Raw genomic sequence first — 18,957 nt, 5'->3', positions numbered from 1 at the left:
CCAATGACACTACGTATTGCTATTACTCCCGGCGAACCTGCCGGGATTGGCCCGGATCTATTGTTACAACTTGCTCAGCATGACTGGCCAGCACAACTGGTTGTGATTGCTGATAAACAGTTATTACTACAGCGAGCCAAACAACTGGGGTTAACAATTAAGGCGATCCCATTTGATGAAAGTGCCCCTGCAACACCTGCTCCCGCAGGCAGCATCTATCTACACCAAGTAGATTTAGGTGCAGAGGTTGAAATGGGTGTATTAAATGATGCCAACGGTCAGTATGTACTCGATACTTTGCGCATTGCCTGTGAAATGAATATGAATGGTACTTTTGCAGCGGTCGTCACTGGCCCGGTTCATAAAGGCATTATTAATAAAGCAGGGATTTCTTTTAGTGGCCACACTGAGTATTTTGCTCAACAATCTAACACGCCTGATGTAGTCATGCTGTTAGCTACGGAAGGTCTTCGCGTTGCATTAGTAACGACTCACATACCACTGGCTTATGTATCTCGTGCTATTACAAGTGAGCGCCTTACTAAAGTAACCCGTATTTTACATCATGATTTACAAACAAAATTTGGTATTGAGAAGCCACGGATTTTAGTTTGTGGGCTTAATCCACATGCGGGAGAAGATGGCCATTTAGGTCGTGAAGAAATCGATACAATTACACCAACGCTTGAACAACTCAATAGTGAAGGAATGAATCTTATCGGTCCACTGCCTGCAGATACTTTGTTTCAAGATAAATACCTGTCACAAGCTGATGCGGTGCTCGCAATGTATCACGATCAAGGCCTACCTGTGCTAAAATACAAAGGTTTTGGTAAATCAGTTAATGTAACGCTAGGTTTGCCGTTTATACGCACTTCAGTTGATCACGGTACGGCGCTCGATTTAGCCGGCAGCGGTGATGCTGACGTTGGTAGTTTTGAATTAGCGATCCGCGAAGCAATTAAGCTCGCCCATGAAAAAGCACAAAATCAATGACAGATAAAGTACATTTAGGACACCGCGCCCGTAAACGTTTTGGGCAAAACTTTTTATGCGATGAAATGATCATCGATAAAATTGTCAGCGCAATTGATCCTAAACCGCAGGATAATTTAGTTGAAATCGGCCCAGGTCTTGGCGCTATCACTGAGCCTGTAAGTGAATTAAGCGGCCATTTAACGGTTGTTGAACTCGATAAAGATTTAGCCCAACGCTTAACAGAACATCCTTTTTTAGGACCAAAACTGAGCGTTCATCAAGGCGATGCCATGCAGTTTGATTTTTCAAGCTTGATGAAAGATGAACGTAAATTAAAAGTCTTTGGTAACTTGCCTTACAACATTTCAACACCTCTACTTTTCCACTTGTTTGAGTTTGCTGACAGTATTGAACATATGCACTTTATGCTGCAAAAAGAAGTAGTAAAACGCATGGTGGCAGGCCCAGGTAGCAAAACATTCGGTCGTTTGAGTGTTATGACTCAGTATTACTGTAATGCAATACCAGTTATTGAAGTACCGCCTGAATGCTTCAAGCCTGCCCCTAAAGTCGACTCTGCCGTTATTCGTTTAATACCGAAAAAACCAGAGCAACGTACAGCAAAAAGTACTAAAATCCTGAACACTGTGTGCTTAGAGGCCTTTAACCAACGCCGTAAAACACTACGTAATAGTTTAGCCAACTTGGTCACTGCGGATGAATTAACAAGTATCGGTATTGATATTACCTTACGCGCAGAAAGCCTTTCGTTACAACAATTCATTGATATAGCAAATTGGATTTATGACAACAAGCAGTAAATTGGGCTCGCCCATTAAAGTCTCGGTAGAAACATTTTATGTTGAAGGTCAATCACAACCTGAGCTCGATAAATATGTCTTTGCCTATTCAATTACCATTAAAAATCACAGCTTATGCAGTGCTAAATTAATTAGCCGTTATTGGTTGATCACTGATGCAAATGGTAAAGAAGTTGAAGTACAGGGTGAAGGTGTGGTCGGTGAAAAGCCAACGATAGGCCCTGGTGAAAGCTATAAATATACCAGTGGTGCAGTGCTCGACACGCCAGTCGGCACGATGCAAGGTTACTATACCTTGAAGAATGAGTTCGGCACTGAGTTTGATGCACCCATTAACGTTTTTCGTTTAGCACAACCTAATATTTTGCATTAAATGGCTAACTATGCAATTGGTGATCTACAAGGCTGTTATCAAGAATTTCAAGCTTTGTTGCTGCACGTTGATTTCAACCCAAGTAAAGATCACCTTTATTTAGTGGGCGACATTGTTGCCCGCGGCCCCGACTCCCTAGCCTGCTTAGATTACTTATACACACACCAAGATAGTATCACTGTAACCTTAGGCAATCATGATTTACACCTTATTGCCAACTACTTGCTGAACAAACCAGCTAACCCCAAAGATAAACTCGCCGCCCTATTGAGATCAGAAAAGCTGCCCGCTTATATTGCCATGTTACAGCAACAACCGCTCGCGCTATGGCTTAAGCAAGAGCAAGTGTTTATAAGTCACGCAGGTCTCAATCCGGCCTGGTCTATTAAGCAAGCCCTACAGTACGCACAATTTGCACAAAACTGTTATCAAGGTGCTGATGCGAGTAACTATTTCAAACATATGTATGAGCAGCACCCAGCTGTTTGGAATGACCAGCTTACTGAGTTTGAGCAATTTCGCTATATTGTGAATTACTTTACACGAATGCGTTTTTTAACCCTTGATGAACAATTAGAATTAACCTTTAAAGGTGGTATTGCTGACTCAAATGCAATGATCCCTTGGTTTAAACACCCTCGATTTAACACATTTAAAAAGCACATTGTCTTTGGTCATTGGGCGGCTCTTGAGGGCATTACTAATCATGCAAATATTCACGCTTTAGATACCGGCTGTGTATGGGGAGGCGCTATGACCTTACTAGAATTAAAAAATAAACAGCGATTCAGCATTAATTCAGCTAATTCTATCTAAATAAACTGAAAAAAAATTCATCTTCTGTTAGATTTATTGTAATGAATGTTAAAAGTAATTAAATTTAATTACTTAACTTATCTGCAACAAAGCCGATAAAGTCTAATTGCTACTCTTTATGGAATTTTATATGAACTTAACTGTCAGTCAGCGTATTTGGGGTGGATTTATTTGTATCACCTTATTACTTCTTTTAATTGGAGGTAATTCACTGTTCAGAATCGCAAATATTAATAATTCAGCGCAGCAAGTGAATCAATTATCACTGCCAGCCTTAGAGCAAAGCTCAGACTTACAAGTTGAATTTATTTTAATGAGCAAAGCTGCACAAGCAAGTTTTTACACAACCTCGGCGGCAGAACTTGCACCAATCCAACAGTCAGTCTTAGAGCAAAAGCAACGCTTTGATAAATCTTATTCACAATTACAAGACGTTGTTCGTGATAACCCACAACTTAATCAAAGTAGTCAAAACGTAGAACGTACTTACAAAGGTTTCATCAAGTCAGTAGAAAACTTATTAAAAGATAAAAGTAATCAATTAGAACTCAACAAGTCACTACGTGCTCAATTAGAAGCCATTGAACTGGCAGCTGAAGATGCCAATTCTGTGGTATTAGATATCATTGATATAGATGGCTTAGAAAACAATGATAGCAGAGCGTACCAAGCTGCTAATAAATTAGAGAATAATTTTTTATCACTAGTAACAAACAGCACTGATATGCTGACAGTGAAAACTCAAAATACATTAGATATCGTTAAAAATGAGCAACTTTATTATCTAGAAGAAATTGAACGTAGTTTAAATTTACTTAAACCTGCGGTAGAAGCTGCAGATCCTGGTTTATACAATGACCTCAATAATTATTTTGTTTCTATTCGCGATAACATTCTTGGAAATAATAGTATTTCTGCGAATAAAAAGCGTTTAATTGATGTTATTGCCACAACTGAAGCTGAACTCGCACAAGCAGAGCAAGCCACAACAACGGCTTTAAAACAACTCAATGAACTCGTTGAGCAAGCAAGTAATGTCGCTTTTGAATTACAAAAAGAAGTTAGTAGCGATGTTGCTGCCGCCAACCTTTGGACTTGGATTGGCATGATCAGCGCTACACTTTTAGCTATCATTGTGGCTTATATTACGGTGAATCGTATAATAAGACCATTAGCAGAAGTTAACCGAATTCTAGATATCGTTGCCAGTGGCGATATGACTCAGCGTCTTGATGATAGCGCTAAAGATGAGTTTGGTGAGCTATCACGAAGCTGCAATACATTAATTACAAGCTTACGTAGCTTGATCCAAGGGATTATATCTCGCTCCACACAGCTGGCCGCTGCATCGGAAGAAACTTCCGCTATCACCGGTGAATCAAGCCAAGCTATTCGTAATCAGCAAGCGCAAGTGGAGCAAGCTGCAACAGCAACAACTGAAATGAGTAGCACGTCACAAACGGTCAGTAATAGCGCTCAACAAGCTCTTAAAGAAATTAAAAATGCGGACAAAGAAGCTGACCGCGTTAAAGGAATTTCAAACCAAAATAAATCAACAATTGAGCAGCTTGCCCGTGAAGTGGAGTCTGCATCTAAAGTTATCAATAAGCTGCATCAAGATAGCGCTTCTATCGGTAGTATCTTGGACGTTATTCGTGGTATTGCTGATCAAACCAACTTACTTGCACTTAATGCGGCTATAGAAGCTGCCCGCGCTGGTGAGCAAGGTCGTGGTTTTGCTGTAGTTGCTGATGAAGTACGTTCATTAGCAAGTAAAACACAAGCCTCAACACAAGAAATTCAGGCTATGATCGAGTCGTTACAAACTGGCGCTGAAGCCGCTGTAACGGCAATGTCTAAAGGCAAACAGCAAGCGGACTCTTGTGTGGAGCAATCTGATTTAGCCAATACGGCGCTTGATTCAATTACTGCCGCTGTTGCTCTAGCCCATGATGTAAGTGAAGAGATCTCAACAGCAGCACAAGAGCAACAACAAGTATCCCAAGAGATCAGTGAACGTCTTGAATCAATTGTCGCAATTGCAGAGCAAACAGCAGAAGGAGCAAATCAAACTAATATATCTAGCTCTGAAGTTGCTAAACTTGCAGAAGAGCTACGCTTATCTGTAGATGAATTTAAAGTCTAAAGTAAAAAGCCGTACTCATTGTTGAGTACGGCTTCTACCATAACTCAGCTCAACAGTTCACACTTTTCAGTCCCCAGAATAGAATATAACGTGAGAAATAATCGTTATACCCCGTCACATTTAAAATATATTACTTACTTTTTAATATCAGAAGAAAATAAGTTGATTACTTAGATTTACTCCCTTGTTAATAGTGTGTATTATTTTATGTCAACAAACAGTAGCTACGAGCCTGTTAATCTTCAGTTTATTCCTTATAACTAAAAGTTTATTAAGTCCGATTATTACTGTTTAAAAGAATTAAAAAATTTAATAACAGCTACAGTCTCAGATTACTTTATTCGTAAAGTTTAGGTTATACATAAATATATAAGTTTGCAGCTAAAATTTTTAAGCATTGCTAAACCCGCTATTATAAATAGGTTCTCCGTTGTGTAGCATTCTCAGGACTCTAAAAATTGATGTGAAAAACATACACAAAAAAATTATACCTTTCGTGTATCTATGTTGTACTGCACTGTGCTTCAACTGCTTTGCAACTACAAAGGACAAACCATTTTTTAAAGTTTCACCAACAGTATGCATTACTGAAACCAAGCAAGCAGTCTGTGAGTTTAATATTCAAGTGAGCTTTATCTTAGACCCATTTAAAGAGTTGTGTATAGAGATATCAAACCGTCCCCAATATACTCAGTGCTATACTCAGCGTGGAGTAATTGAAGAAAGGTTTAAAATTGCTGCAAATAAAGAGTTTAAAGTGCAACTTATTGATCCTCTAACTAATTTAGTGGTCATAGAACAAATACTCTCTGTTGCTAATTATGAAGCCAATGACTACCGTTTACGGCGGCGTTTTGGTTGGAGTTTATAATTTTTTCGGATATCGCCAAATTGCGAATAAAAACGGCGATAATTACTGTATGTTTTTAACTATTCTATACACTTATACTGATATTAACCGAATACTTTGCTGCTAAAAATGATAAGTCACACCTATAAATCCTGAGAAGTAACCATTTTCATTAATTATTGGGTTATTCGCTAACTCACTATCTAACCATGTATATTTAAGTTTCATATCAAAACTCAATTGCTCACTGATAGGATACTCATATGCCATCTTTAAATGATAGTTGAGTGCGCTTTGTAATTCGTACTTAGTTAGCCGTGATAAGGCTTCTGTTGGTGCAATGGTATAATAATATTTAATCAATTCACTACTTTTATAATTTACACCAGCTTCAACTCCAAACATTCCTCCCAAAACCGAGAGTAACTTATAGCCGTTAAGTTGTACTTCATGCCCATTGTGCACATTGGTAATATCCTGTAGCACTGCCAGCTCTACCCACGAATCGGCAAATAACTTTATACCTGATGAAAGCCCTGCTAAGTATGAGAGATCACGTTCTATTGGGGTAAGTGAAACCGTCGCGGGTGCTGAAGGTCTAGTTGGCGCTTTAAGGTTGTCAGACATAACACTCGTAGCAAACAACTTATTTATACCATCTAATTCAAAGAAAAAACCATCTTCATTAAAGCGCCCTGCTATATCGATATAATAACGTTCATTCTCGATAAGACTATAACCAAGAGCAAAATCATCAACATACCAACGATCACCATAGTAAGCAAAATTTGGCAGTATTACTGACGTAATATTTTTCGAATTCGCTACTGGATTTTGAATACCACCATAGCCAAGTGTAATACTCGCATGTAATGTTGATTTTTTTATTAATTGTTGTTGTTTTAATTCATCTTGCGCACTTGCACTTACGCATACAAAAAATAACAACCCTAATAATCTTATCATTGTACTCAAATCACCTTAACCTTATTATTTTATTGTATAGAATAGATATCATTACAAATAGCTGTTATAGCAAGAGTTTAGCGATCATATCCGCTGCAGATAAACTTGTATAATAATTTAAAAAGATATATTAAAACCAATTCTAAACATACTTCCAGCACAGTGGCGAATAAAAAACCGAACGTTACGTTAGTAAGGTTCGGTTTTTTCTGTAAGTAACAGAAAATAGTTTAACTATGCAGCTGGGTACTCGCGATAAGCACGCTCAATATTTTTGGCTTGCTTTTTAGACATACCTAAATGTGCAAGCGCAACACGTAAGCGAGCGCGTGATAGGTCAGATCCTAGAATTTCCATAGCATCAAGTACAGATGTAGAAGACGTTTTGCCAGTAATAGCGACAAAAATCGGCTCTAAAAAGTCTTTTATCTTCAACTCATGGAAGGTTGCAACGGCTTTAGCAATGGCAAATATTTCTGGTTTCTCCCAGCTACGTAAACCTTCAAGCTGCCAGATAAAGAATTGTAATGCCTGACGAATAACATCTTCATCCGCCTTACCCGCAGTTAGTAGTGCAGGATCGTAAGTTGGAATGCCGCCAACAAAGTGCCCTGCTAAATCAACCATATCTGATAGTGTATTTATACGCGTTTTTGCTTCAGGTAACACTTTAGCAAGCATTTCACCGTTAAACTTCCAATCAACAAAGCGCTGGATTAACTCTGCATCAGTTAAGTTTTCGCGGATCCACATGCCGTTTAACCAGCTTAGTTTATCTACGTCAAAGACCGGGCCACCCAGTGATACACGTTTCATATCAAAGTGTTCAATCATTTCAGCAAGGGTGAATTTTTCACGCTCATCAGGCATTGACCACCCCATGCGACCAAGGTAGTTAAGTACCGCTTCTGGTAGGTAACCCATTTCTTTATAGTAATTAATAGACGTTGGATTTTTACGCTTTGATAGCTTAGATTTATCAGGGTTACGTAACAATGGTAGGTGACCAAGCACTGGAGCTTGCCAACCAAAGTCTTCATAAAGCTTTAATAACTTAGGTGCTGAGTTGATCCACTCTTCTCCACGGAAAATATGGCTAATTTCCATGTGGTGATCATCAACTACATTAGCTAAAAAGTAAGTAGGGAAACCATCAGCTTTGAGAAGCACTTGCATGTCCACGTTTTCCCATGGGATCTCAATTTCACCACGTAAGTAATCGTTAAACTTAAAGGTACCCTCACTTGGAATATTCATACGAATAACATAAGGCTTGCCAGCGGCTAAGTTTGCTTTAACTTCGTCATCGCTCAGTTTTAAACCGCGGCCATCGTATTTAGGGCGCAGACCTTGTGCCATTTGCTCTTCACGCATTTGATCCAGCTCTTCACTGGTCGCGAAACAGTAAAATGCTTTACCATCGTCAACAAGTTGGTGAGCATATTTTTTATATAAGTCGCTGCGTTCTGACTGACGGTAAGGGCCAAACTCACCACCTACATCAGGACCATGATCCCATTCAAGTCCTAACCAGCGTAAGCTATCCATGATCGCTTGCTCTGATTCTGAAGTGCTACGCACTTGGTCAGTATCTTCAATACGAAGTACAAATTCACCACCTTGATGCTTAGCAAAGCAATAGTTGAACAGGGCAATGTAAGCGGTGCCAAGATGCGGGTCACCAGTAGGTGACGGAGCAACACGAGTACGGATTGTCATGGGTATATTCTCTTTAAAAAAGGACTATAAAAGTTGCCCAAATGCTAGCACAGCATGGGCTATTTTCGAAATGGTTGCGCGCTTTATACCGCGACTTTATCTAAGTAAGCAATAATATCGTTTGATTCGTATAACCAAGTAACTTGGTTATCTTTTTCAATACGTAAGCATGGGACTTTTATTTTGCCACCTTGCTCTAACAACTCTTGGCGGTACTGCGGGTTATTTTTAGCGTCGCGAGTTTCAATTTTTAAGCCTTCACGTTTAATTGCACGGCGAACTTTTACGCAAAAAGGGCACGCTTTGAATTGATACAATTTAAATTGAGCTGTGAGTAGATCTAGCTGTTGTTGCTCATCCGCAGGACGTTTTTTACTGCGAGGGGTAAACACAAAATCAAAAAAAAGTATTAAAGAACCTAATAACCAACGAACTAATTTCATTAACTGAGCCCTGTTTACAACGATTTAAGGGCGTGGATTTTAGCACAGTTAAAGCAACTGCAAAAGATTCAAAAAAGCTCAATATCATCATCATTAGCGATATCATCAACGAGACCAAGATCACTATAAGCAGTCACTAGATTACGACCATTATTTTTCGATTCATACAATGCTAAATCGGCTTTATGTACTAAAGATGCAACCATATCAACATAGCTGAGTTCTAAAAATCCCGCACTAACAGTTAAGTTGCCTACTTGTGGAAAAGGGTATTCAGCGATATTCGCACGTAAACAATTTAACTTCTGTCGAGCCGCTACTTTATCGTAACTTTGAAACAATACGGCAAACTCTTCACCACCATAGCGAAATACATAGTCCTTAAAGCGGAAGTTATCTTTTAATAATCGTGATACCAACAAAATAACTTCGTCACCAATAACGTGACCAAAATTATCATTCACCCGTTTAAAATGATCAATATCGATAATCGCTAAATACCAACTTTGATTTTCAGTGGAGATCTCACCTTTGCCAGAAAAGTCCTCTTCGGAAAGTATTTCAATCACTTTTTTATCAAATGTTTGTCGATTAAGTAACTCTGTTAATGGGTCTAGTCGTGATTTATGGATCAAGGCGAGCTGATTAGCATAAACATTTAAAATATGTCGTGCTAACATCCCCACGTCTTCAGGTAATTCATCCTTTGATTCAACTATTAACAAGCCAATGACGGTGCCTAAATAATACATAGGGACATAGGTAGTCACACCAGCGAAAGCACAGCTTACACGTATTTTATTTTTGCTTACTTTCTCTAGTAGATGCATCAGTTCAACAGGTGAAAGCGGTGCTATTTGGCTATCGGCATTCAATAACGTGGGAGAAATTTGCGGATCAAAATGTTTATTAATATAGAGCGCAAAAACGTTGATCTCAGGCAGACCCGAAACAGCTGTGATAAGCGCGGTATCTAAAGACTGTTCTTCCACTTGTTGCGTTAAGAATACGATCCATTCATGTCCGCAGGGGGTTGTTATCATCTAAGCCAACCTAAACAAATACATATCACTAGTTTAGGTTAGCTTTGCAATTTTACTAAATTATTAGTTTAGAACAACACCAAATCATCGCGATGGATCACCTCACTACCGCAATCAAAGGCTAATAGCTTAGCAATTTCACTTGAGTGACAACCCTTTATAAGGTTGGTTTCAGCTTTACTAAAACGCACTAAACCACGGGCAACTAATTGCTGCTCACAAGTCACAAGTTCAATAAGGTCACCGCGCTCAAACTGACCATGTACTGCGCACACCCCTTTTGCTAATAAACTGGCACCTTGTAGTTGTAAAGCATTCACCGCGCCATCATCAATTACCACCTGGCCACTACTTTTAGGTCCTGCTAATAACCACTTTTTACGACCATCTCTGGGGGCTGTTAATTTTACAAAGCGCGTACCAGGCAACTGTTCGCTCATACAATTAAGAATAACATTTTCCCCGGCTCCTTTAGCAATGATCACTTCAACCCCTGCACGGCGAGCGATATCTGCTGCTTGTAATTTTGTTGCCATGCCCCCTGTACCTAAATTAGTACCACTACCACCAGCAAGTTGCCGTAACTCATCATCTATATGATTTACTTCATCAATAAGTTGAGCATTAATGTTTGTGCGTGGATCGCTGGTGAATAAACCTTCTTGATCGGTTAATAGCAACAGTTTGTCGGCATTGGCTAATATGGCCACCAGCGCCGAAAGGTTATCGTTATCACCGACTTTAATTTCCGCCGTGGCAACCGCGTCATTTTCATTAATAATCGGCACCACGTCATAATTTAATAACGCAGTTAATGTATCACGGGCATTTAGGTAGCGTTCTCTGTCGTCCACGTCAGCACGGGTCAGCAACATTTGCCCTACATTAACACCATATAAAGCGAATAAACTTTGCCATGTATGAATAAGTTGGCCTTGGCCAATAGCTGCCAGCATCTGTTTATCAATTAATGAACGACCACAGGGTTTTAATAGTTGTTCGCGACCCGCTGCCACCGCACCGCTTGATACCAATACGACTTGATGACCTAACTTTTTTAACTCACAACATTGGCGAACTAACTCTACCATGTGTGCTTTGTCGAGTTTATCGGTGCCGCCGGTGAGTACACTCGTTCCCAGCTTAACCACTATTACCTGTGCCCTTTGCATGCTTTTTACTACGGTTCAAAAATGAAGGATTTATTTATACCATTTATCGATTTTTGAACAAGTAAAAAATATTCATGCTAGGATTGCCTTTTACTACAATCATACGACGTTTATGCCAGCTAGCCTTTGTTTGATCATTGCCACCTTTTTATGGGGGAGTTCTTTTATCGCGTTAAAATATGCTATTGCGATTTATGACCCTGCTTTAGTAATTTTTTTACGCATGCTCACCACCTTGATGTTAGCACTGTGTTTATGGCGCTATGTGATCCGATTTGACTACCATAAAGGTGACTGGAAATACCTTGTTGGCATGTCACTAGCAGAACCCTGCTTATATTTCTTGTTTGAAGGTCACGCAATGGAATACACCTCTGCCTCGCAGGCAGGTGTTATTGTTTCTTGTTTGCCAATTATTGTGGCGCTTTTAGCTTATTTCATGCTTAAGGAGTACATCAGCAAAGCCATTGTGATAGGGTTTACCTTCTGTATTGGCGGCAGTATTTTACTTACTTTATTATCGCCGACTTCCGAGCAAGCCCCCAATCCATTACTCGGTAATTTTTTAGAACTAATGGCCATGGTATGTGCTGCATTTTACACCGTATCAGTAAAGCATTTAGCCGCCCGTTATTCACCGCTAACACTTATTGCATTACAAGGCTTTAGTGGCAGCCTATTCTTTGCGCCTTTTTTGCTGTTTATTGATTTACCCAGCGAAAATCAACACGATTTAACCGCCTTATTAAGCATTCTATATTTAGGCTCGTGTGTCACACTCGGTGGCTACGGCATGTATAACTATGCGATTAGCAAAGTGTCGGTATTAACCGCTGCTGCCTTTTCAAATTTAATTCCTATTTTTACACTTATTTTGTCGGCAATTATTTTGGGAGAAGTCCTCACCTTAGGGCAATGGTTAAGTATTTTCGTGGTGTTTATTGGCGTGATGATAAGCCAACGCCATCAAGAGTTAGTTATTGATGTCAGTGACGAGGCTATATCGGATGAAACTTCATCAACAGATACCTTACTAGCTGAAACTAACAAGCGTAATTCAGTACCTGATGCCAGTGAGTTAAAAGGATAACAGGTCAGTAAGTACAAACCAGTTTGTGCTAAAAAGTCAAATTGGGATTGGTGAATCACATCAATCCCACGTACTCGGTATTGTTCAATCACACCATTTTGAGTTTGCAAACTAAATTGCTCGCCTACCTTCACGTTTTGTAAAAATGCAAAATGTGTATCATTATGCCCTGCGATCAATACACCACGCTCTGAGCCAAGTTCACCACTTGGTAAAAAGTGACTTGGCGCAAACGCTAAGTTACGCCCGCTGGCTCCCGCTAATAGTGTTAATGTTTGTTGTTGGCTTGGCCAATTAAGCTGCCCAGTTACATAGCTATCAGCATAAAACCATGGTTTTACCTGCTGCTTTGGCGTTGTTAGTGCTTTTTGCCAAGCCTGCTCTATAAGGCGTTGTGCCAACCATGCTTTGCCTTGCATATAACTTCCATGGCCAAACAAGCCCACGCCTGTAATTAATAAAACGATGCCAAACACTGTTTTCATTTTTTAAACCTAAGCACAGCAACCCCTGATAGCAGCAACAATCCCAACACAATAGATAGCCTGCTTTGTCCATCAGTTTGCGGTAATCGCATCGTTAATCCCTGTGGTAACTGATTTGCAACCTGTACATTATGCTCAGCAACTGTACTCAACGGTGTTTGCTCAATTGCAATAAAAGCAGTAAAAGGAACTGAGTAATTGATGCTCAAGCGCCAAGCTCTCAACCTGTGCTTTTACTTGCTGTTGTTGATTATAAAGCAATAAAGATTTAATTTTTTGGCGTGCCCAAAGTCGTGCAACCCCCTGCGCTGATTGCCCTTGTTGGGTGCTTAATTTTACTGCCAGTGGTCCTTGCGCCGTTTGCCCGGTTAATGTAATCGCAGCTTGGCTGTCAAGCTTAACGGCCACCATAACGGGCTCTGAAAAATACAAGTCAGGCAAAGGCGATGGCCAATATTCAAGTTGCTGATCAATGCCATCATTTATCAACGCAAGCTGTGTAATTGCCGGGTGTGCTAACTTATCAAACAGCTGCTGCATTTTGGGCTGTACTTGAGCTGTACTACCGATATGAGTAAATGTGCCACGTCCAACATCTGCGGCGCGGCGCATAAAATAACTATTTGGTGCACTGCCTATCCCCACAGTAAACAAACGACTATCACCAAGTTCCGCGCTTATATGTTTAAACAAGGCGTCTTCATTACTAACACTGCCATCAGTTAAAAACACCACTTGGCGTACATAGCCGGTATGCGCTTGACCATCGAGCACACTATCCAACGCACCTTTAATATCAGTGCCGCCATCGGCTTGTAAGTCGTAAACAAAACGCTCTGCGCGACGTAGATTAAAATCGTTTGCTGGCACTGGTTGAGTACTCATCGGCATTACTTGGTCATCAAAGCCAATAATATTAAAGCAGTCGTTACTATCGAGTAATGATAGCGCATAATATAGCGCACTTTTGGCTTGTTCCATTGACTGCCCATGCATAGAACCCGAAGTATCAACGACAAAAATAAGCTCTCTTGCTAAACGCTGGGTTTGGGTAAAATGATCATCTGGCGGCAGTAACATTAGCAAACCATAGCGCTCACCATTGTCAAGCTGCTCTGTAAAAAATGCCGCTTGCGCTTGCTCTTTTTGCAGTGGTTTAAACTCTAGTAAAAAGTCACGATTCATCGCATTAGATTCATTCAAAGCAACTCGATATCGACCAAAAGCAGGGTTCTCGATTGCAACCTTATGGTATTTTGACTGAATATCGACCAGCTCTAAGCCAACATCAATATTAATTGTTAAACTAAACTCACTTTGCGGGGCATCACCATGACGCGAGGTTGAGTAAATCGGCGCAATCCATGCTGACGGTGTAAACGAGGGCTGCTCATTACTGCTTGGATGATCACTTTGCTCTTGTGCTTGCAAAACACCATTAATAGGATGGTAACGCGGGGTTAGTGTGGTTGGAAAGCGCAATGCAAATGTACCACTGCGATAATCAATCACTTCTTGATATTGCAGCTGTATTTGCACTTCCTCACCGGGGCCAATATTTGCAACATTACTTACAAACATATTCGCTCGTTGTTGGCGAACCAATGCAGCCTGTTGACCTGCTTGCTTAGCCTCTTGATAACGAGATTCAGCCACTGCTTTTTTATCAATTTCACCTTTGATCACCCGTTCGCCAATACGCATCGTCATGGCATGGACCGCACTTTCATCGGCCAGTGGAAATACATAACGCGCATTAACAGCAAACGGATTTTCGTTGCGATAATGTTGAGTGACCACAACATGGTTTATCAATCCTGTAAGTGTCATAGTGGCATCACTTTTTAGGATAACGCCAGGTGCAGCCATTGCACCACTGCTGTCAAACATTGTTAGTTCTGGCGATGTGTTGGCATTACTCATCCCACTCACCAACACAATAAAGGTAAAAGGGTTCCCCGTAGCCATAAACGGCTACGGGTTAACACCTTGCTTGGTTTACTCAACATAAAAATCACTCCCTTGGCGGCTACTTGGCAAAATGGCAATTAATTACTCGCAGTTTGACTATACGGCTGAGTGCTTGGGCGAGTGGTTAAGGTCACACGGCGGTCAAACATGTTTTCTTCATAATTATCGCTATCAGCCACGGTCTGTTGCTCACCAAAAGCCGTTGCCGTCAAACGGGTATGTGCAATACCTTGCTTGATTAAGTAGCTTTGTACCGCTGCGACTCGTTGTTTTGAGAGAGCTAAATTAGCCAGTTCATCACCTCGCTGGTCAGCAAAGCCGTTTAAATCCAACTGCAAGTCAGGTTGGCTTTGTAGCAAATTCACCAACTGGTCGAGTTGATTGGCAAAGTGCGGCGCGATTTCACTTGAACCGGTTTTAAATTGAATCGTCATGGCCATTAGGTTATGCATTTGAGCCAGTGCCAGCCGTTCATTATTTTCTTCTAATAAGCCAAGCTGATCACTCAGTTGTGCGTTATGAGCAAGGACATCTTGATAATCTGCGGTTTTATCTTGCTTCACCAATAAAGCACGTTGTTGCTCGGCAATTTTATCTTCAGCGACTTCTTGCTCGCCAATCAAGCCACCAGCAAATGCACCAACAAACGCACCAATTGGCCCGCCAACAATACCGCCTAAAATTGCGCCAGTACTGAGTCCGATAACGGTTTCTTTATGCGTTTCCTTTGCTTTAACTACAGCTGCGTCAGCGTGCGCTAAGTTTGGTGCTGCAAAAATAGTTGCGAGGGTGCAAGCGATAATAATTTTCTTCATGATGTAATCCTTTTTTGCTTAGTAACTTAATAGTTGGCAACTCATGGGTTGGTAGCTGCCCGATTTGGAATAACGCTATTAAAACAAGCTGAAGTGGCAATAAAGGGGAGCAAAAAGGGCAAACTGCTGAGCAATTGTGGCAAAAAAATGGCAATTGCCTTTTTAACCTTACTTAGGTTAAAAACTTCGTTATAGTGCACAGCATAAACGATAGGATAATGATTAAGATGAAAAAAATAGCCATCATTGAAGACGAACCCGCTATTCGTGAAAATTACATGGAAATGCTCAGCGCGCAAGGTTATCAAGTCAGTGGTTATAGTGACCGCCAAAGTGCAGAGCGAGCCTTTAATGATGCCTTGCCCGATTTAGCCATTGTTGATATTGGTTTAGGCCATGAAATTGATGGTGGTTTTTTATTGTGCCAAACCCTGCGCTCACTTTCTAAAACGCTACCAATTATTTTTTTAACGGCCCGTGACAGCGAAATAGATACCGTGTGCGGCCTGCGCATGGGCGCTGATGACTACCTTACTAAAGACATCAGTATGGCGCATTTGGCGGCACGAATTGGTGCACTATTTAGACGTATGGAAGCGCTGGAGCAACCAGCCGATATCAATGCCTTACTCAATCGCGGCCCATTGACACTGGATACTCAGCGTATGCAAGTGTTTTGGCAGCAACAAATAGTGGATTTAACTGTCACAGAGTTTTGGATGGTGCATTCGCTAGCGCAGCGTCCAGGCCATGTAAAAAGCCGTAATGAATTAATGAGTGATGCCAAAATTTATGTCGACGACAGCACCATCACCTCACATGTAAAACGCATTCGTAAGAAGTTTATCGTCTTAGATGCGCAGTTTGATTGTATTGATACCGTGTATGGTATGGGCTACCGCTGGGAGCAGGTGTAATGCTGCGTTTTGGTTTGCGCAGTAAGTTTATATTGCTGTCATGCTTTTTGTTTTTATTACCTTGGCTTGGTTATGAATATGTGTGGGAAATGGAAAAATTCCTCCGTCAAGGGCAAGAAAAAACGCTCGTTGGCACCACTCGCGCCCTTGCAACTGCATTACATGAACGCCCGGCTTTATTTGACTCACAAACCAATTTTTTAGATCAAGTCGTCAAAGGCCGTGATCTATATGCCTACAACCTCAGCAACCCTATTCAACTTGATGGTAAATTATCTGACTGGCAGCCATACCAAAGCTTGATATGGCACTATGATGAGCGATATTTGCAAGGTGATAAAGCAGATCATCAACGTACTGATCTATCGTTTGATCACATGGTTGGCAAGTATGAGTCGTTTTTATATGCAGTATTTAAAGTAACCGATGACTCACTCGTTTACCGCGCTAAGAATAGTTTGAGCTTAACCCGAAACGATCACTTACAGATCATGTTAAAAACGCCCCAAGGAGAATTTAAACACTATATCGTTGCGGCTCGCCAAGATGGCTGGGTGAATGCCTTTGACGCCGAAACTAAACTACCTGTTACTAAAATTCAGGGTTACTTTGTTAGTACAGCCACAGGCTACAACATCGAACTGCGCTTTCCTCTCACTATGTTAGGCAATAAGCTAGGTTTTGCTATAGAAGACTGGGACGTTGATAAAGTTGAGCCACAATTAATGTCAACGTCAAATATACTCAATCCTAATGATATTGGCTCAGTACTCGTGCCCTCCCCTGAAATAAACCGCATTTTAAAAGGCATGGGACACAGCGGTAGTCGAATTTGGGTGGTTGATAATCATCACCGCGTACTGGCGCAATCAGGTTCGATTCATCATGCCGATGGTGTTTGGGCTGATGGTTTGAATGAGCAGCCCGCAAAAACCTGGTGGCAGCGCTTTGAGAAAAACTATTTACACCCACTGTACTATAAAGTACTTACCCGCCCTGAAAATGAATTTTTAGATACCTTGCACGATGTAGCCGCCATGCAAGGCACACACATAGGTAAAGCACTGCATGGTACGCCAGCCTCTGCATGGCGACTCACTCCCGACAATAAAGCAGTTATTTTATCGGCCGCTTATCCAATTTGGATCCAAGACCAAGTAATTGGTGCAGTAATTGCCGAAGAAACAACCAACGGTGTTCGCACATTGCGTAATAAATCGTTGGAGAAATTATTTAATGTCATTTTAGCTGTTATGCTGATTGGCACGGTAACGTTATTCTTTTTTGCCTCAAGAATTTCAAGTCGTATTCGCCGACTGCGTGATACCGCAGAGCAAGCTATTGATGCCCAAGGGCGTGTAACGGGTACTATTAATTATTCTGACTCAAACGATGAAATAGGCGATTTATCTCGCAGCTTTGCAAATATTGTTAGTCGCTTAGGAGGTTATACTAACTATTTAGAAACCATGTCGTCGCGATTATCTCATGAACTAAGAACCCCAGTTGCGGTAGTACGAAGTTCGCTTGAGAATTTACAAATGCAGCCGCAAAGTGAACTTAGCCAAAAGTACCTCGATCGAGCCAGTGAAGGGGTAGAACGTTTAGGTAAAATTATTACCACCATGAGTGAAGCAACTCGTCTTGAGCAAAGTATTCAAAACGCTGAAGCTGAACCATTTGATTTACGAAAAGTGATAACGGGCTGTATGCAAGGCTATCAACTTACCTACCCGCAACAGGCTTTTACTATCGATATCTGCGACTCTCCTTTAACTGTGATGGGGGCGCCTGAATTTGTCGCTCAGCTACTCGATAAACTCATTAATAATGCTTTAGAATTTAATCTTTACGATAGTGCAATTAGTGTTAGCTTAACTAAAAGCGACAACGAGGCCGTTTTAACGGTTAAAAATAAAGGACCATTATTACCTGAAGGGCTGGCCGAACATATTTTTGACTCAATGGTTTCTGTGCGCAGCCAACAACTACAACAGCAACCTCATTTAGGCTTAGGCTTATACATTGTACGTTTAGTCTGTGAATACCATAAAGGCAGTGTAATAGCAGTCAATAATCAGCAAAAAGATGGTGTTATATTTACCGTGAGTTTACCTTTAGATAGCTGATATACAAAATAAAGGCTCAACTAAACTTGAATTATTGAAGAGTAAAAGGTACAACAAACAAGACACAAGAAAGCCACAAAAACCTAACCTTAAATTAAAAATTCAAACAGGAACGTTTCATGAATAAATTTAAAACAATCTTATTAACATCACTTATTATCTAAGGAAGCTTATTTACAGGCTATTCTTTAGCTGAAAGTACTGTAGTTACATCAAAAGGTAC

The 18,957-nt window shown here is 40.7% G+C and carries 15 protein-coding genes and 2 pseudogenes; 9 read left to right on the top strand and 8 right to left on the bottom strand.

The features are described 5' to 3' along the window. Positions 1-3: 3 nt before the first annotated feature. From pdxA to KAN5_RS00720, 6 genes are all read left to right on the top strand, one after another. Complete coding sequence (pdxA, locus tag KAN5_RS00745; RefSeq protein ID WP_244390212.1) at positions 4-996, top strand: 4-hydroxythreonine-4-phosphate dehydrogenase PdxA; 993 nt, start codon at positions 4-6, stop codon at positions 994-996. Beyond that, entirely contained in the window at positions 993-1,799 is an 807-nt protein-coding gene (rsmA, locus tag KAN5_RS00740) for a 16S rRNA (adenine(1518)-N(6)/adenine(1519)-N(6))-dimethyltransferase RsmA (protein ID WP_138555363.1), read from the top strand. Before pdxA ends, rsmA begins: the two co-directional genes overlap by 4 nt. Then, complete coding sequence (gene apaG, locus KAN5_RS00735) at positions 1,783-2,172, top strand: Co2+/Mg2+ efflux protein ApaG (RefSeq protein WP_016708590.1); 390 nt, start codon at positions 1,783-1,785, stop codon at positions 2,170-2,172. The genes rsmA and apaG overlap by 17 nt, the downstream gene beginning before the upstream one ends. Next, positions 2,173-2,988: a symmetrical bis(5'-nucleosyl)-tetraphosphatase gene (locus tag KAN5_RS00730; protein WP_016708589.1), complete on the top strand. Its 816-nt coding sequence runs from the start codon at positions 2,173-2,175 to the stop codon at positions 2,986-2,988. It begins immediately after the preceding gene. Positions 2,989-3,118: 130 nt separating this feature from the next. Next, positions 3,119-5,134, top strand: a complete 2,016-nt coding sequence (locus KAN5_RS00725) for a methyl-accepting chemotaxis protein (protein ID WP_016708588.1) — start codon at positions 3,119-3,121, stop codon at positions 5,132-5,134. A 463-nt stretch (positions 5,135-5,597) separates the two neighbouring features. Then, positions 5,598-6,005 (top strand): DUF3019 domain-containing protein, encoded by a 408-nt coding sequence (locus KAN5_RS00720; protein ID WP_347881508.1) that lies wholly within the window; start codon positions 5,598-5,600, stop codon positions 6,003-6,005. 102 nt (positions 6,006-6,107) lie between these two features. Here KAN5_RS00720 and KAN5_RS00715 read toward each other — a convergent pair whose 3' ends face one another. The 5 genes from KAN5_RS00715 to proB all read right to left on the bottom strand — a co-directional run bounded on the left by KAN5_RS00715 (position 6,108) and on the right by proB (position 11,327). Beyond that, on the bottom strand, positions 6,108-6,950 hold the full coding sequence (locus KAN5_RS00715) for a MipA/OmpV family protein (RefSeq protein ID WP_244390211.1): 843 nt from the start codon (positions 6,948-6,950) through the stop codon (positions 6,108-6,110). A gap of 234 nt (positions 6,951-7,184) precedes the next feature. Then, positions 7,185-8,669 carry a glutamate--tRNA ligase gene (gene gltX, locus KAN5_RS00710; RefSeq protein WP_244390210.1) on the bottom strand — a complete coding sequence of 495 codons (1,485 nt, stop codon included), beginning with the start codon at positions 8,667-8,669 and terminating at the stop codon, positions 7,185-7,187. A gap of 83 nt (positions 8,670-8,752) precedes the next feature. Continuing rightward, on the bottom strand, positions 8,753-9,112 hold the full coding sequence (locus KAN5_RS00705; RefSeq protein ID WP_138555156.1) for a glutaredoxin: 360 nt from the start codon (positions 9,110-9,112) through the stop codon (positions 8,753-8,755). A 68-nt stretch (positions 9,113-9,180) separates the two neighbouring features. Beyond that, complete coding sequence (locus tag KAN5_RS00700) at positions 9,181-10,155, bottom strand: GGDEF domain-containing protein (RefSeq protein ID WP_244390209.1); 975 nt, start codon at positions 10,153-10,155, stop codon at positions 9,181-9,183. Positions 10,156-10,223: 68 nt separating this feature from the next. Beyond that, positions 10,224-11,327 carry a glutamate 5-kinase gene (proB, locus tag KAN5_RS00695; protein ID WP_244390208.1) on the bottom strand — a complete coding sequence of 368 codons (1,104 nt, stop codon included), beginning with the start codon at positions 11,325-11,327 and terminating at the stop codon, positions 10,224-10,226. A gap of 112 nt (positions 11,328-11,439) precedes the next feature. On the opposite strand from proB, the gene KAN5_RS00690 reads away from it, so the two are divergent. Next, positions 11,440-12,417: a DMT family transporter gene (locus KAN5_RS00690; protein ID WP_016708580.1), complete on the top strand. Its 978-nt coding sequence runs from the start codon at positions 11,440-11,442 to the stop codon at positions 12,415-12,417. Here the strand turns inward: KAN5_RS00690 and KAN5_RS00685 are convergent. The 3 genes and pseudogenes from KAN5_RS00685 to pdsO all read right to left on the bottom strand — a co-directional run. After that, positions 12,417-12,836 (bottom strand): annotated as a pseudogene (locus tag KAN5_RS00685) (class GN sortase); the annotation flags it as partial. The gene KAN5_RS00690 and the pseudogene KAN5_RS00685 sit on opposite strands and share 1 nt — an antisense overlap. Before the next feature lie 62 nt (positions 12,837-12,898). Then, positions 12,899-14,911 (bottom strand): annotated as a pseudogene (locus tag KAN5_RS00680) (marine proteobacterial sortase target protein). A 39-nt stretch (positions 14,912-14,950) separates the two neighbouring features. Next, positions 14,951-15,688, bottom strand: a complete 738-nt coding sequence (pdsO, locus tag KAN5_RS00675; protein WP_244390207.1) for a sortase-associated OmpA-like protein PdsO — start codon at positions 15,686-15,688, stop codon at positions 14,951-14,953. Between the two features lie 227 nt (positions 15,689-15,915). Here pdsO and pdsR point away from each other — a divergent pair, with 227 nt between their 5' ends. Next, positions 15,916-16,605, top strand: a complete 690-nt coding sequence (pdsR, locus tag KAN5_RS00670) for a proteobacterial dedicated sortase system response regulator (protein ID WP_016708576.1) — start codon at positions 15,916-15,918, stop codon at positions 16,603-16,605. Next, a complete protein-coding gene (gene pdsS / locus KAN5_RS00665; RefSeq protein ID WP_244390206.1) occupies positions 16,605-18,734 on the top strand; it encodes a proteobacterial dedicated sortase system histidine kinase in 2,130 nt (709 codons plus the stop codon). The genes pdsR and pdsS overlap by 1 nt, the downstream gene beginning before the upstream one ends. Positions 18,735-18,957 lie beyond the last annotated feature (223 nt).

Origin of the sequence: Pseudoalteromonas sp. KAN5 (assembly GCF_022846535.1) — a bacterium.
Taxonomy (GTDB): Bacteria; Pseudomonadota; Gammaproteobacteria; order Enterobacterales; family Alteromonadaceae; genus Pseudoalteromonas; species Pseudoalteromonas haloplanktis.
The sequence above is the reverse complement of the archived record's forward strand: the minus strand, read 5'-3'. Positions and strand labels throughout refer to the sequence as shown.